This window comes from Massilia luteola, assembly GCF_034420155.1.
GTDB lineage: Bacteria > Pseudomonadota > Gammaproteobacteria > Burkholderiales > Burkholderiaceae_D > Telluria > Telluria luteola.
The window spans coordinates 24,633-39,971 of sequence record NZ_JAXOFN010000018.1; the positions used below are offsets into that span (position 1 = coordinate 24,633).

Annotated in this window: 14 protein-coding genes; 8 read left to right on the plus strand and 6 right to left on the minus strand. The window is 67.7% G+C overall.

The window, feature by feature from the left end; all coding sequences use genetic code 11:
* Positions 1–177 precede the first annotated feature (177 nt).
* Positions 178–1,401 carry an MFS transporter gene (locus U9J41_RS18185; protein WP_322403577.1) on the plus strand — a complete coding sequence of 408 codons (1,224 nt, stop codon included), beginning with the start codon at positions 178–180 and terminating at the stop codon, positions 1,399–1,401.
* A 6-nt stretch (positions 1,402–1,407) separates the two neighbouring features.
* On the opposite strand, the gene pyrF is transcribed toward U9J41_RS18185, so the two are convergent.
* Positions 1,408–2,229, minus strand: coding sequence for an orotidine-5'-phosphate decarboxylase (gene pyrF, locus U9J41_RS18190; RefSeq protein ID WP_322403578.1), 822 nt, complete (start codon positions 2,227–2,229; stop codon positions 1,408–1,410).
* A 120-nt stretch (positions 2,230–2,349) separates the two neighbouring features.
* Here pyrF and U9J41_RS18195 point away from each other — a divergent pair, with 120 nt between their 5' ends.
* The 7 genes from U9J41_RS18195 to U9J41_RS18225 all read left to right on the plus strand — a co-directional run bounded on the left by U9J41_RS18195 (position 2,350) and on the right by U9J41_RS18225 (position 7,214).
* Positions 2,350–2,961: a LemA family protein gene (locus tag U9J41_RS18195; RefSeq protein ID WP_322403579.1), complete on the plus strand. Its 612-nt coding sequence runs from the start codon at positions 2,350–2,352 to the stop codon at positions 2,959–2,961.
* A 9-nt stretch (positions 2,962–2,970) separates the two neighbouring features.
* A complete protein-coding gene (locus U9J41_RS18200) occupies positions 2,971–3,834 on the plus strand; it encodes a TPM domain-containing protein (protein WP_322403580.1) in 864 nt (287 codons plus the stop codon).
* Positions 3,834–4,343, plus strand: coding sequence for a TPM domain-containing protein (locus U9J41_RS18205; RefSeq protein ID WP_322403581.1), 510 nt, complete (start codon positions 3,834–3,836; stop codon positions 4,341–4,343). Before U9J41_RS18200 ends, U9J41_RS18205 begins: the two co-directional genes overlap by 1 nt.
* A gap of 61 nt (positions 4,344–4,404) precedes the next feature.
* A complete protein-coding gene (locus U9J41_RS18210; protein WP_322403582.1) occupies positions 4,405–5,169 on the plus strand; it encodes an SDR family NAD(P)-dependent oxidoreductase in 765 nt (254 codons plus the stop codon).
* Positions 5,170–5,736: 567 nt separating this feature from the next.
* Positions 5,737–6,036, plus strand: a complete 300-nt coding sequence (locus U9J41_RS18215) for a hypothetical protein (RefSeq protein WP_322403583.1) — start codon at positions 5,737–5,739, stop codon at positions 6,034–6,036.
* A 70-nt stretch (positions 6,037–6,106) separates the two neighbouring features.
* Positions 6,107–6,508: a VanZ family protein gene (locus U9J41_RS18220; protein WP_322403584.1), complete on the plus strand. Its 402-nt coding sequence runs from the start codon at positions 6,107–6,109 to the stop codon at positions 6,506–6,508.
* Positions 6,509–6,665: 157 nt separating this feature from the next.
* On the plus strand, positions 6,666–7,214 hold the full coding sequence (locus tag U9J41_RS18225; protein WP_322403585.1) for a hypothetical protein: 549 nt from the start codon (positions 6,666–6,668) through the stop codon (positions 7,212–7,214).
* Between the two features lie 61 nt (positions 7,215–7,275).
* Here the strand turns inward: U9J41_RS18225 and U9J41_RS18230 are convergent, their stop codons facing one another.
* The 5 genes from U9J41_RS18230 to galT all read right to left on the minus strand — a co-directional run bounded on the left by U9J41_RS18230 (position 7,276) and on the right by galT (position 15,185).
* Positions 7,276–9,894, minus strand: coding sequence for an NAD(P)-binding protein (locus U9J41_RS18230; RefSeq protein ID WP_322403586.1), 2,619 nt, complete (start codon positions 9,892–9,894; stop codon positions 7,276–7,278).
* 217 nt (positions 9,895–10,111) lie between these two features.
* Entirely contained in the window at positions 10,112–11,920 is a 1,809-nt protein-coding gene (locus U9J41_RS18235) for a glycoside hydrolase family 2 protein (RefSeq protein ID WP_322403587.1), read from the minus strand.
* Positions 11,907–13,007, minus strand: a complete 1,101-nt coding sequence (galK, locus tag U9J41_RS18240) for a galactokinase (protein ID WP_322403588.1) — start codon at positions 13,005–13,007, stop codon at positions 11,907–11,909. The genes U9J41_RS18235 and galK overlap by 14 nt, the downstream gene beginning before the upstream one ends.
* Positions 13,000–14,139 carry a M24 family metallopeptidase gene (locus tag U9J41_RS18245; RefSeq protein WP_322403589.1) on the minus strand — a complete coding sequence of 380 codons (1,140 nt, stop codon included), beginning with the start codon at positions 14,137–14,139 and terminating at the stop codon, positions 13,000–13,002. Before U9J41_RS18245 ends, galK begins: the two co-directional genes overlap by 8 nt.
* The gene (gene galT, locus U9J41_RS18250) at positions 14,136–15,185 is read right to left on the minus strand and encodes a galactose-1-phosphate uridylyltransferase (RefSeq protein WP_322403590.1); all 1,050 of its coding nucleotides are present in this window, start codon (positions 15,183–15,185) and stop codon (positions 14,136–14,138) included. Before galT ends, U9J41_RS18245 begins: the two co-directional genes overlap by 4 nt.
* Between the last annotated feature and the right edge of the window lie 154 nt (positions 15,186–15,339).

Here is a 15,339-nt window from a genome sequence, read left to right on the forward strand (position 1 = left end):
TTGACGCCCGCGCCGCATTACGTAGGGTGGGCACCACGTGCCCACGCGTTCAACCGGCATGCGCACGGACAAGACGCGCTTTTGCCCGGCGTTCGCACGGACGAAACGCGTCTTCGACGGAGCGGCCGTCACGTATCACCACGTGGGCGGAGGCCCGCCCACCCCACGACAATCCCGATGGCCCGCGCATTCCGTTCGTTAAATAACTTCAATTACCGCCTCTGGGCCGCCGGCTGCCTGGTCTCCAACGTCGGCACCTGGATGCAGCGCACCGCCCAGGACTGGCTCGTGCTCACCCAGCTGACGCACCACAATGCCTCGGCCGTGGGCACGGTCATGGCGCTGCAGTTCGGCCCGCAATTGCTGCTGCTGCCCTGGACCGGCTGGGTCGCCGACCACGTCGACCAGCGCAAGTTGATGATGGTCACGCAGGCGGCGATGGGCGTGCTCGCGCTGGCGCTGGGCCTGTTGACGATCGCCGGCGTCGTCCAGTTGTGGCAGGTGTACGTGTTCGCCTTCCTGTTCGGCTGCGCATCGGCCTTCGACGCGCCGGTGCGCCAGACCTTCGTCGCGCAGCTCGTCGGCGACGCCGACCTGCCGAACGCGGTCGCATTGAATTCGACGTCGTTCAACGCCGCCCGGATGATCGGCCCCGCGGCCGCCGGCCTGTTGATCGCCGGCGTCGGCACCGGATGGGCGTTCCTGATCAACGGCCTGTCGTACGTGGCAGTGCTGGCTTCGCTGGCGTGGCTGCGCAAGGGCGAGCTGCACGCGCACCCGCGCACGCACGGGAGCGCGGGCGGACGCGGGATGCTCGACGGCCTGCGTTACGTGTGGAAGCGCCCGGACCTGATGGCGATCCTCGCCATGCTGTTCCTGATCGCCACGTTCGGCCTGAATTTCCCGATCTTCATCGGCACCATGGCCGTCTCCGTGTTCCATACGGATGCGCGCGGCTACAGCCTGCTGTCGTCGACGATGGCCGTCGGCAGCGTCATCGGCGCGCTGCTCGCCGCCGGCCGCGAGCGCACGCACTTCGGCGCGCTGCTGATCGGGGCCGGGGTGTTCGGCGCCGGCTGCCTGCTCGCGGCCGTCGCGCCGGGCTATCCGTGGTTCGCCGCCGCGCTGGCGCTGACGGGCGTGGCCGCCCTCACCTTCACCAACACGTCGAACAGCCTGATCCAGCTGTCCACCGAACCCGCGATGCGCGGCCGCGTGATGGCCGTGCGGCTCGGCATCGCCCTGGGCACGACGCCGGTCGGCGCGCCGATCGTCGGGTGGGTGGCCGACCACGCGGGGCCGCGCTGGGCGCTGGGCGTCGCCGCCGCGTCCGGCTTCGCGGCGCTGGCGGTCGGGATGCGCTACCTCGGCATCGCCCGGCAGCGCGATGGGCGGACGTAAGGCGGCTCAGCCGCGGTAGCGGTTGATGGCGTCGCGCGTCTCCAGCGCCACCCGGCGCGCGGCGGCGGCGAAATCTTCGCCGCCCTGCGGCTGCGCGTAGATAATGGCGCGCGAGGAATTGATCATCATGCCTGCGCCGGCGGCCGTGCGGCCCGACCTGACGGTCGCCTCGACGTCGCCGCCCTGGGCGCCGACGCCCGGCACGAGCAGCGGCATGTCGCCGACGATGGCGCGGACCTGCGCCAGTTCTTCCGGGAACGTGGCGCCGACGACGAGGGCGCATTGGCCGTTCTTGTTCCACTTGTCCGCGACGAGGCGCGCCACGTGCTGGTACAGCGGCTGGCCGCCCACGTCCAGGAACTGCAGGTCGGACCCGCCCGCGTTCGACGTGCGGCACAGGACGATCACGCCGCGGTCCGGCCACGCCATGTACGGCTCGACGGAATCGAACCCCATGTATGGATTGACGGTGACGGCGTCGGCGCCGTAACGGTCGAACGCTTCGCGCGCATACTGGTGCGCGGTGGCGCCGATGTCCCCGCGCTTGGCGTCGAGGATCAGCGGGATGTGCGGGTAGCGCTCGCGCAGGTAGCGGCAGATGGCTTCCAGCTGGTCTTCCGCGCCGAGGGCGGCGAAGTAGGCGATCTGCGGCTTGAACGCGCAGGCGAGGTCGGCGGTGGCGTCGATGATGGCCTTGCAGAACTCAACGATACCGTCGGCACGGTCGCGCAGGTGCGCGGGGAAGCGGGCCGTGTCCGGGTCGAGTCCCACGCACAGCAGGGAATCGTTGCGGCGCCAGGCGGCGTCCAGTTTGTCGATGAAGTTCATGACGGCCTCTCTGATCTGATTGCAAACCCGCTATTGTAGCGCTCCGCCCGGCTCGTCTCGCCAATACAATGTCATTTCAGGTATATTTTGGTCATTCGACAACTTGTTACGGATCGCCAGATGAAACCTTCCTTGTTCACGCGCTGGGCCGGCCTGTTGCTGGCCGCCGTCCTGGCCGCCACCCTGCTGTCGGGCTGCGGCTACAACCAGTTCCAGGCCAAGGACGAGGCCACCAAGGCCGCCTGGTCCGAGGTCGTCAACCAGTACCAGCGCCGCGCCGACCTGATTCCCAACCTGGTGAACACGGTCAAGGGCTATGCGACGCACGAAAAGGATACGCTGGAAGCCGTCACGCGCGCGCGCGCGGCCGCGACCAGCTTCCAGATCACGCCGGAAGTCCTGAATAATCCGGAAGCCTTCCAGAAATTCCAGCAGGTGCAGGGCGAGCTGTCGAACGCGCTGTCGCGCCTGATGGCCGTGTCGGAAAACTATCCGCAACTGAAGGCCGACGCCAGCTTCCGCGACCTGCAGTCGCAGCTGGAAGGCACGGAAAACCGCATCACGGTGGCGCGCCAGCGCTATATCGCAGCGGTGCAGGACTACAATGTGACGGTCCGCAGTTTCCCGACCAACCTGACCGCGATGATGTTCGGCTACCAGGCCAAGCCCTCGTTCACGGTCGAGAACGAGAAATCCATTTCGACGGCGCCGACCGTCAACTTCGGCAAATAAGGCCATCCCATGAACGCCCTGCCGCGCTTGCTCTGGGCCTGGATGCTGACCCTGCTGCTGGCTTGTAACGCCTGCGCGCAAGGCCAGTTCAAACCGGTGCCGCCGCTGCGTGCGCGCGTCACCGACGAGATCGGCATGCTGACGCCGGACCAGCGCCAGAAGCTGGAAAGCGTGCTGGCCGACTACGAGACGAAGACGGGTAGCCAGATCGCCGTGCTGCTCGTGGCGTCGACCGAACCGGAAGCCATCGAGCAGTACGGCATCCGCGTGGCGGACGCCTGGAAGCTCGGGCGCAAGGGCGTCGACGACGGCGTGCTGCTGCTGGTCGCGAAGGACAATCCCAAGGCGCTGCGCCGCCTGCGCATCGAGGCGGGGCGCGGCGTGCAGGGCGTCCTCACGGACGCGCAATCGAAACGCATCCTGGAAGACACGATCGCGCCGCACTTCCGCCAGCAGGACTGGTACGGCGGCCTCGTCGCCGGCGTGGGCGCCATCGCGACCCTGCTCAACCAGGAAAAATTCCCGGCGCCGCAGGCGCAAACGCAGGCGCAGGCACAACAGCAGGAGGACGACGGCCCCAACGTCGTCGTCAGCCTGTTCCTGATCCTCGTCGGCGGCGTCGTCCTGCGCGCGGTGTTCCGTCCGCGCCGCACGCGGCTGGCGCAGCCGGGCCGCTACGGCGCCGGCTGGGGCAGCGGCACGACCGGCTTCATTCTCGGCAACATACTGGCGAATGCCGCCCACCAGCACGACGACGACCGCTGGCGCGGCGGCGGGGGCTTTTCCGGCGGCTTTTCGGATGGCGGCGGCGGCGGGTTCTCCGGCGGCGGGGGCGGCAGCTTCGACGGCGGCGGCGCCTCGGGAGACTGGTGATGGACGAACCGAGCCGCCCTCGGCGCGCCCTGCGCCACCTGTTCAGCACCCGCAACGAAGCGGAGCGCGCGTTTCCGCCCGACGCCCTCGACGCGATCACGGAGGCCATCACGGCCGGCGAGCAGACGCACCGGGGCGAAGTCCGCCTGATCGTCGAAAAGGGCATGCCCCTGTCGCTGGCCTGGGCCGGCGTGACGAACCGCCAGCGCGCCATCGCCCTGTTCGCCGACTACGGCATCTGGGACACCGAGGACAATTGCGGCGTGTTGATCTACGTGAACCTGGCCGACCGCAAGGTCGATATCATTGCCGACCGGGGCATCGACCGCAGGATACCGGCTGCCACCTGGCAGGGCGTGTGCGACACGATGACGCGCGGCTTCGGCCGCGGGGAATTCCGCGCCGCGACCCTGGCCGCGATCGCCCAGGTGAACCAGCTGCTGCGCAGCCATTTCCCGTCCGGCGGCGCACGGCCGAACGAATTGCCCGACCGGCCCGTGATGCTCTGACGCCCGACGCAGCGGGCCGCTACAATGGCGGCCTTTTCATTTTGCAGCAGCGAGGACAGTCATGAAACTCAGCCAGAAGGTCGCCATCGTCACCGGCGCCAGCCAGGGCATCGGCCATGCGTGCGCCGAACGCCTCGTGCGCGAGGGCGCGCGCGTGATGCTCGTCGACGTCCGTCCCGAAGGCGCGTCCGCCGCCGCGGCGCTGGGCGACGCCGCCCGCTTCTTCCGGGCGGACGTGAGCGTGAAGGCCGACGTCGATGCGATGGTGGCCGCCACGCTGGCCGTCTTCGGCCGCATCGACATCCTCGTCAACAATGCCGGCGTGACCCATGCCGCCGATTTCCTCGACCTGGTCGAGGAGGATTTCGACCGCGTGCTGCGCATCAACCTGAAATCGATGTTCCTGTGCAGCCAGGCCGTGGCCCGCGAGATGGTCAAGCGCCAGAGCGGCTGCATCATCAATATGTCGAGCGTCAATGCGGAGCTGGCGATTCCGAACCAGATTCCGTACGTCGTGTCGAAGGGCGGCGTCAACCAGCTCACGCGCGTGGCGTCGATCGGCCTGGCCCAGCATGGCATCCGCGTCAACGGTATCGGCCCCGGCACGATCCTGACGGAACTGGCGAAGCAGGCCGTTCTGGGAAGCCCGGAAGCGCGCCACACGATCCTGTCGCGCACGCCGCTGGGCCGTTGCGGCGAACCGGAAGAGATCGCCGGCATCGCCGCCTTCCTCGCCAGCGACGACGCCTCGTACATCACGGGCCAGACGCTGTATGCGGACGGCGGCCGCATGGCGCTGAATTACACGGTGCCGGTCAAGGACTGACGCCAAGCGAGCCCAGCCATTATTACGCCAGGTAATAACCGGTATCCGAATTCATCATTGGACGCACATATCGCAGTGCAGCATAATTGCACCTGTCTCCACTATTCTCCTCCAAGAAAATAGTTTGAAGCCCGCTCAATCAGCGGGCTTTTTTTTTATCGTTCTCATGCGGACCGATCCCATCCGCAAACGTTCGCGACCAAAGACGCGCTACTTTGATGGGCGTCATGGTCAAGTCACATTTTCTTCCTATACTGGGTTCATCTGCATACACGCAACCGATATGCGTGATCGCAGAAGGTGTGCTGCGAGCGGCACACCGCACCGAATTCTGCGTCTCTTGGCCCGATCTTGGGTTGTGCCCGTCATCCCTTGGCGGGCATTTTTTTTGTTCCGTATTCTTATTGTTGCGTCTGCCACGCACCGCACAATTGCATGCTGTTGTGCTTGAACCATCTTCAGATTCCGCTATGATGAATTTCACGCCTCGCGATGTTTCACATGTCGCGTGGGGACAAGACAATCCAACATGGAGCCGGTCCAATGACTTTACCTGTACCTGAGACGATGTCGCCACCCCAAGAGCAACCCCATCCATCGCGTCGCCAGCACGCGGAACCGGAAGACTGTCTGGTTCTCAGCGAGCTGAACCCGCGCATGGTGATCGACCATATCGACGATGAAGGGCAACCTCTTCACGTACTGACTTTCGGCACCGTCCGAGAGATCTGTCCCAAATGCCAGAGCGGCCACCTGAAGCTGGTCCTGCGCCAGTCGGCGGTACGCGTGGCCCATTTATTCTGCGCCGACTGCGCCAGCTGCTTCGACGCCCACTACCCGAACGGCGCGCCGGCCCTCACGATCTGAGGGCGCGCGCGCGTTTGTGCAAGCGCACAACGAGCATGGTAAGGTGAGCGTTTTTCGGCCTCACCTTGCCATGACATTGTATCTATCCACGTTCCTGCAACATCCGCGCCGGCACCTGCTGTGCCTTGCGGGCGCGGTCTTGATGTACCTGACGATCATCACGACAGGCAACATCCCCGGTGCCCGGGCCGACATCGGTGCCTACGCGCCGGGGCCGGTCCTGCACTCGATCGCCTATGCCGTGCTGGCCGCGCTGTGGTTCATCGGAAGCCGCGGCGGCGCGCTCGCCCGCGCCTGCAAGGCCGTGCTGGCGGTCGCCGTGATGGGTGCCGGCGACGAGTTCGTGCAAAGCTTCTTCCCCTATCGCGGCGCCGACGTCCGCGACTGGGCCGTCGACGTCGGCGCCGCCATCCTCGTCGGCAGCGTGCTGGCCCTGCTGGCGTCGCGCACGCCCGTCGACGCCCAACGCTGAGGCCGCGGCACGCTGCCGCTATCTGCCACGGCTTTGACGTGGCTCATGCTCAACTGGAGGCAGCTTGAACGCCGATACCGAACAGGCCTCTTACCAAAGTGGCACGCGGCATCGTCACTCATCTAACCTGACACTATCCCATCAGAAGGAGTTGATCATGAAGCAAAAACACCAGAGCGTCTTCCTGGCGGGCTTGCTGGCGCTCGCAGTCGGGCTCTCCGCGTGCAGTTCCTGGCGCGGCGGTGGCATGGGCAGCAGCGGCACGAGCGGCACCAGCGGCGAGACCGGCAGCAGCGGCACGGCCACCGGCACCTCCAGCAGCGGCATGTCGGGCACCGGCGGCGACACCGGCAGCTCGGGCACGTCCGGCAGTTCCGGCACGGCGGGCAGCACGACCGGTTATGACAGCGCCGGCACCATGACGCAGGGCCAGGGCGCCACCGCGGCGCCGATGAGTCCGAACGCCACCGTCGCCGCCATCGAAGTCGCCCCGCGTTCGAGCGGTGCCGCCACCGAAGGCGAGAACAGCGCCAGCGCGGCGATGGGCAGCAGCGCCGGTGGCGCCACCGGCAGCTCGGCCGACCGCGTCTATCGCATCACCTTGCGCATGGACGACGGCAGCACCCAGGTCGTGACGCAGCAGACGACGCCGGACTTCCGCACCGGCGACCGCGTGAGCCTGGCAGGCGGCATGATTCAACACTGAGCCGAACAGCGGCCCGGTCCGGCGCGCCAGCGGCATCCCGCGGCGCGCCCGGGCGCCTTACCTATTCCGCCCCGACCTGCTGCGCCTGCGTACGCTTGGCACGCACGATGTCCGCGCCGCGCTTGCCGGCCAGCAGGGCGTGGTCGGAGTTGTAGTATTCCCACTCGCTGTAGCGGCCGACGAGGGTGATGTCGAACTGCTTCAGCCACGCCTTGCACGTCTCCACGTTGCGGGCGCGCGCGTGGTCGTACAACACGTAGGCGTACGGCATGTCGACCTGGTTCGCGGCGAGGATCGTGTCGCCATCCCGGATCATGCCGACCTTGCGGCAATCCGCGATGGCGCGTTCGATCAGCGCGGCGCCATCGACGGGCAGCGGTTTATACGGCGAATACGAGATCTCGCACGTGAAGCCGAAGCCGCCCGGCGCATTGCATCCCGGGCTCGCATTGCCCTGCACGAAGATGCGGTGGAAGATCGTGTCTTCCGGGTAGTAGATCCAGTGCTTGTCCGTGGCGACGCGGTCGATGCCGATGTTCACGCAGCGGATCGATACGTGGCGGAGGCCTTTTGCCGCCGCCCTCACCTCTTCCGGCGCCTCGTCGCCGATCGCCTTGACCAGCTCCGGCAGCGGCATCGTGGAAATCAGGTCGTCGTAGCGGAAGCGGCGGCCGTCGCGCAGGGCGACGATGTGTTCGCGCGGCAGCACTTTCACGACGTCGGCATTCAGTTCGATCTTGCCCTTGATGTGAGGCAGGAAGCCATTCATCAGCGCCTGGAACCCGCCCTTCAACGGATAACCGAAGCGCGCGTTCGGCCCCAGCGGCGCGGGCGACGGCTCCAGCGCGCCCTGGATGATGTCTTCCAGGTTCGGCAGCGGCACCCTGCCGCCGAGCCACGACGTTTCCATCTCGGACAGCGGCACGGTCCAGATCTTGCGGTTGTACGGTATCGCGAAGTGTTTCGCGATGCCCTTGCCCCACACCTTGTAGATGAATTGCTCGAAGTTCCGCACTTCGCCTTTCACGGCGCGGTCGGTGTTGCATACGTCCGTCGTGCCGTCGGCGCAACAGTCGTCGACGGCTTGCGCGGCCGTCGTCCTGCCTTCCGCACTTTCGTAACGGGCTTCGATGGCGCCCATCACGCATTCCGTGATCACCTTCGGCGGCAGGCCGTACAACGCGCCCTGGAACGGATAGCGGGTGTAGACGCCCTTGCTGTAGATCCACGCTTCGCGATTCTGCCAGTGCACGTTATCGCCCAGCAGCACCTCGTACATCTTGAGGACGTACGGATCGTTCGAGAACATGATGTGGCCGGCGTGATCGAAGGTGAAGCCGTTGTCCTCGATCGAGCGGCACCAGCCGCCGACGGTCTCGTTGCGGTCGAGCAGCAGCGTATCCGCGCCCAGGTGGTAAGCGGCCGACAGGCCCGTCGGACCGGCGCCGATGACGATCGTCCCCACATGCGGCTCGTGCGCGCGCAGCGGGTTGACCTTCGAGCCGCGCCGGGCATCGCCACGCAGCGAGACCGCGGCCGCATCGTCCGCCGCATCGAGGCTGCGCGGGGTGGCGCGCCGGTCCGTGTGCGGCGGCGCCGTGTCGATCAGCTCGCGCATGCGCGCGGCCGTGCTGGTCCACGACGTGGCGGCGACGACGGCCTGCATCGCATCGATCATGTGGCGGCGCTGTTCCGGCGTCTGCGCCAGCGCCGCCTCGCACGCGGCGATGAATTCGTCCGCGGTCGCCGCGATGGCGACGACGTGGCCGTACGGATTGGCGACGTCTGCGATCGGCGTGCTGACGATCGGCAGCTGGGCCGCCATGTATTCGAGCACCTTGGTCGGGCTGATGTATTTCGTCGCCTCGTTGATGGCGAACGGCATCAGGCAGACGTCCCAGCCGGCGAGCAGGTCGGGCAGCGCCGCGTACGGCTGCTGGCCCAGGTAATGGATGTTGGGCCGGCGTGGCAGACGCTCCGGGTCGATCTTGACGATCGGTCCGGCCAGCACGATCTGCCACTCCGGATGGCTTTCCGCCACGGTGCCGACGAGGTCGGGATCGAAGCGCTCGTCCAGCACGCCGTAGAAGCCCAGGCGCGGATGCGGGATGTCATCCTGCTGCGGATGCGCGCGGTCGCGGTCCAGCGCCTGCTGGAAATGCACGACGTCGACGCTGCTGGAAAAGCAGTGGACGTTCGGGTGACGGTGGCGCTTCGCCTCGTACAGGCTGGGGCCGCCGGCGAACACGAGGTCGGCGATGGAGAGCAGCGCGCTTTCACGCTGCAGCAATTGCTTGGGCGGATTCTTGAACGACGCCAGTTCATCCATGCAGTCATACACGACGAGCGCGGGCCGCAGCAATTGCAGCAGCGGCAGCGCCATCGGTGTATAGAACCAGGCGATGACGTCCTCGCCCGGTGGTGCCAGCTGCGCGACCATGGGCTGGAGCAGCCGCAGCTGTTCGTCGTGGAAGCCGTTGGCGTGGATCGGGGTGTGCGCGCGGCACACGGTCACGTTCGGCGCGGGGCTGGAGCGTTCCATGAACGGGGCGCCATCGTCGTACACCGGCTCCTCGACGAACAGGACGGGAAAATGCTGGGCCAGGCGCGACAGCAGGTGCTGCGGCCGCTGGAACACGAAATCCCAGCGCAGGTGGCTGAAAACGACGATCGTGGACATGATGGGCTCCTTGTCGCCCGAGGGCGGTCGGTTGATCGAAATGCGTCGTGGACCGGACCGCCCGCACCGCGGCGCGACGGCAAACGCCGGTCGCGCGGCACGGACGGGCGTGTCCGTCCATCAGCGCGGCCATGCGCGGCCGCGCAGCGATGGGGCAGGCGCCCTGCGGGTGCCGTGCTCGCGACAGGGTTCGGAGCGCGCCGGGCGGCGCAAGACATCAGGCCGCGCCCGGCGCGTCTCCCTCCTCTTCCACGTCCTTGGGTTCGAGGGTGACGTTGCGCGTCGCCGCGCTGATCACCTCGAACGGCAGCTTGGGCGTACGGTCCGCGTTGAGCAGGCCGTTCGCTTCCTGGAACGTGTCGGCGAACTGGGTATAGCAGAAGCCGCTGAACATGAAGGTCTCGTTGACCACCTTCAGCAGGCGTTGGTACAGCGCGTGATAACTCTCGGCCGTATGGGCACGGGTATAGCCCCACGTGCCGTCCTCCGGCGTCGCGTTCGGGTCGTACGCGATGCCGCCGAATTCGGTGAGCACGATGGGCTGGCCGCGGTGTGGGAAGCCGTCCAGCGTGAGGATGCGTCCGCCGGGACGGCGTTGATCGAACAGCGTGCGCACCGGGTCGCTGACCTCGTAGCGCGCCTTCAGCTTGTCCGGGCTGCAGTCGTAGTCGTGGATGCCCAGGATGTCGGTGGCCGACGCTTCCCAGCCGTCGTTGCCGATCACCGGGCGGGTCGAATCGAGGGTGCGCGTGAGGTGGTACAGCGCCTCGACCGCGTTGCGGTGCGCCTGGGTCAGCGTCAGGTTCGGCACGCCCCAGGATTCGTTGAACGGCACCCACACGATGATGCACGGGTGGCTGTAGTCGCGCTCGATGGCCTCGGTCCATTCCTTGACCATGCGCGTGATCGCGCGCGGCGCGAAGCGGTAGGCCGAGGGCATCTCTTCCCACACGAGCAGGCCCAGCCTGTCGGCCCAGTACAGGTAGCGCGGGTCTTCGATCTTCTGGTGCTTGCGCACGCCGTTGAAGCCCATCAGCTTGGCCAGCTCGACGTCGCGCTTGAGGTGCGCGTCCGACGGCGCCGTCAGGAACGACTCGGTCCAGTAGCCCTGGTCCAGCACGAGGCGCAGCGGATACGGGCGGCCGTTCAGCAGCAGGCGGTCGCGGTTGATGTGGAACGAGCGCAGCGCCGTGTACGACTTCACGTGGTCGACGATCCGGTCGCCGCAGCGCAGGATCACCTCGGCGTCGAGCAGGGTCGGGCGTTCCGGGCTCCACAGCAACTCGTTACGCGAATCGTCGATGCCGGGGTCGGACAGCGCGATCTTGCGGTTCGCCTCGCCGGCCAGCAGCTTGTAGTTGTCGTCCGCCAGCAATTGCTTGCCGTGCCAGATCTTGACCTCGACGAACATGTCTTCCTGGATGTCGCCGCCGGCAATGACTTCGCAACCGATCTCGAAGGTTTCGAACAGCGGCGTCCAGCGCAGGTTCTGGATGAAGGTGCGCGACACCTGCTCGACCCACACGGTCTGCCAGATGCCGGTCGTGCGCGGATACCAGATCGAGTGCGGTTCCAGCAGCCAGTCCTGCTTGCCGCGGGGCTTGGCCAGGTCGGCCGGATCGTCTTCGACGAACACGGTCACGGTCTGCCTGCCGTCCGATCGCAATGCGGGGGTGATGTCGGCACGGAACGGCGTGTGGCCGCCCTCGTGCTCGGCCACGAGCTGGCCGTTGACCCACACGCGGGCGAAATAATCGATGGCGCCGAAGTGTAGGATCACACGGTTCTCGGACGGCATCACCTCGAAGTCGCGTTCGTACCAGCAGAAGCGGTGAAAGCCGGTGTCCTGGATGCCGGACATCTCGGTCTCGGGCGCGAACGGGACATTGATCTCGTGGGTCCAGCCTTTCACGCCTTCCGGCATCTTGTTGACCAGCTCATCGTCGAAACGAAAGCGCCATTTACCGTTCAGGTTGATCCAATTGTCGCGGACCAGCTGCGGGCGGGGATACTCAAACTGGCTCATTGTTTTCCTTTCCTTGGGTCGGGACCGGGATCAGGATGCGTCCCTGGCGTCCAGCTTTGTTGTAGGTGGAGAGTGCAGTTTCCGCTGCTTGTTTCGCCTGGCCGGCACGGCATAACGCGACGGTCGCGCCGCCGAATCCGGCCCCGGTCAGGCGCGCACCGAGCACGCCGGGCGCGGCGCGCAGCGCGGCGACCAGCTGGTCGAGCTCGGGAATCGACACCTCGTAGTCGACGCGCAGGCTGTCGTGCGACGCGTTCATCAGTTCGCCGAAACGTTCGGCCGACGCGCCCTGCGCCGCTTCCAGCACGCGCAGGTCTTCCAGCACGACGTGGCGGGCGCGCCGGCGCAGCGGCTCGGGCAGCGCCTCGACCGCCGCGGGGTCGGTCACGTCGCGCAGCGCGCGCACGCCCAGCTTGCGCGACGCCTCCTCGCATTCGGCGCGGCGCTCGTTGTACTTGCTGGCGGCAAGCGTGCGCGGCACGCCGGAGTCGATGACGATCAGCTCGGTACCGGCGGGCAGCGGCACCAGCCGGTGCTCCAGGGTGCGCGCGTCGATGAACAGCATGTTGCGCTCGTCGCACAGGCTGGACGCCATCTGGTCCATGATGCCGCAGTTGACGCGGGCGTATTCGATCTCGGCGCGCTGGGCTATTCGAGCCAGCTGCACGTTGTCGAGCGTGAAGCCGAGCAGGTTGCGCAGCGCGCGCAGCATCGCCACTTCGAGCGCCGCCGACGACGACAGGCCGGACCCCACGGGCAGGGTCGTCGTCACGAACACGCGCAGCGGGGGCACCGTGACGCCGGTCGCTTCCACGAGGCGGATGCAGCCTTCGATATAGCTGCCGAAGCCCTGCGGCGCGCTGCCGCCCTTCGCCGCGAACGTGACGTTGCCGTCGAGCGTGCCGGAATACAGGTGGTGCTGGTCGTCGTGGCTGTGCGCGAGCGCGACCTCGGTCCGCTGCGGCGTCGCCACGGGCAGCATGTAGCCGTCGTTGTAGTCCGTGTGCTCGCCCAGCAGGTTGACGCGGCCGGGTGCCGACGCGTGCGCCTCGGGCGCGCCGCCGAAGAAGGTCTCGGGATCATTCATGCTCTGGCACCTCCAGCCATGCGGGCCGCGCGCGGCCCTGGATTGTCGTCGCCGGCCAGGCCGGGTCCAGCGTCAGGTTTTCCAGCCCGTTCGCGCCGAGCAGGAACGTGTCTTCCACTTTCATCCCGGCGAAGCTCGGGTTGAACGCGAACGCCATGCCCGTCTCGATCCCCGTCGCGGTGCTGGGGCTGGCGACGATCTCGCGCGCCTGGTAGCCCGCGATACCGCCCTGGTGGTGCTCGCGGATCGCCTCCGGCCGGTTGGCGTGGCGATACGCGGCCTCGAACGCGTGATAGACGGCCGCCAGCGACTGGCCCGGACGCACGGCATCCAGGCCCGTCGCCTCGACCTGCAGCAGGTCGGCTTCCGCATTGCGCTCGTCGTCGGTCAACGCGCCGAAAGCAACGGCGCGCGACAGGCTCGCGACGAGGCCGTGGCGGCGCGCGCAGAACACGAGCATCGCGCGGGCGCCGAGCGTTTCGTGCGTGGGCACCGGATGGCGGAACGCCTGCAGGCGCCTGCCGCCCGCGGCCAGCACGAGCGCGGTCTGGATGCCGCGCCGCCACAACGCCTGCGCGCCCGCGGCCGCGAGGTCGAGCTCCGTCCAGTGCGGACGCGCAGCCCGCAGCGTCGCCGTCATCGCGGCGGAAGCCTCCGCACCCAGCGCGCGGTAGCGGTCGTGCTCGGACGGCTGCAGCACCATGCGGCGCAGGCGCAGGCTCGCGGGCAGCGGCTGCTCGTCGTTGCCGTTGCCGTTGCGCGGGCGGTCGGACAGCACGGCGCCGCCGCGGGCCGCGCCCAGCACGTATGTTTCGCGCAGCTCCGTCTCGGCCCACGGCGCGATGTGGAAGGTGAAGCCGGGCGGCACCTGTTCCTGGCGCAGGCGCTCGGCCTCGATGGCGTCGGTCAGGACGACGGCGTCGTCGCGCGTGACGAGCACCTCGGCCACGCCGCAGTCGGCCCCTTGCAGCACGGCGGCGTCGCCGCCGGCCGTCGCCCACGCGAACCAGTCGGCGCCGCGCAGGCGCACCGCCCCGGCCCCCGTTTCCGCCAGCGCCGCGCGCAGCAGCGCGAGCTTGTCCGCGACCTCGGTGGCCGATTGCCCCGCGCCGCTGTCCGGCAGCGCGCTCATGCCGCGACCTCCAGCCGCACGTCGACCTGCTGCAATTCGTACGCGGTCGTCTCGGGCAGCACGTCCATCGCGAACATGCCGGCGCCGATCTCCGTGCCGGCCAGGTATTTCAGGCGGTCGCGCGTGCGGTACGGCGGATAGAACTGGCAGTGCAGCTGCGTCTCGGGATGGTCCGCGCCGTCGGTCGGCGCCTGGTACCACACCATCAGGTACGGGAACGGGCGCTCCCACAGGCAGTCGAACTTGAGCAGCACCGTCTTCAGCGCGCGCGCCAGGCTTGCGCGCTGCACCGGCGTGAGCGCCGCGAAGTCGCTGCAAGGACCGGTCGGCATCGTCCACACCTCGTACGGGTAGCGCGCGCAGGCCGGCACGAACGCGATCGCGTGCTCGTCCTGGTAGAGCACGCGCTTGCCGTCCTCCGCCTCGTCGCGCACCATGTCGCCGAGCAGGCTCGTGGCGTGCTGCAGGTAGTACTCGCGCTCCTGCGCCAGCTGGCGCGCGGGCACGGGCGGCACGAACGGGTAGGCGTAGATCTGGCCGTGCGGATGGTGCAGGGTGACGCCCACTTCGGCGCCGCGGTTCTCGAACGGCAGCACGTACTGGATGTGGTTGCGGCCTGTCAGGCGCCGGGTACGGTCGGCCCACACTTCCAGCAGCAGTTCGATGCGCGCCAGCGGCAGGCGGCCCAGCGCCGCCTGCGGATCCTGCGTGAACACGACGACCTCGCACTGCCCGTTGGCGGGCGCGCTCGGCACCGTCAACGCGGGCGGGTCGTGCGCATCGGGCGCCAGCGACGGGAAGCGGTTGTCGAACACGGCGATCTCGTAGTCGCCGGCCGGCATCTCGGTCGGGTGTGCCGGGTCGCGCGTGGGCGCCAGCGGGTTGTACTGCGGCGGCGGCTGATACGTGCGGTTCTGGCGGAACGCGGCATACGCGACCCACTCGCCGCGCAGCGCATGCCAGCGCAGGTGCGGGTTGGCGTGCTGCGGCTCGGCGAAGGGACTGATCGCGACGATGCCGTCCGGGATAGGCCGGTTGCTGTACAACGTCAGATGTCTTCCGTCAGGTTTTATCAGGTCTTGGCTGTGCATGGCATCGGCAGGTCGGGCATTGCTCCTTGCGCGACTCTGGGCATCGGGTCGCGGTCAGGTTTGATCCTATCATGGCGTTTTCGCCACATTTTCCCGGAGCCAGCAATTG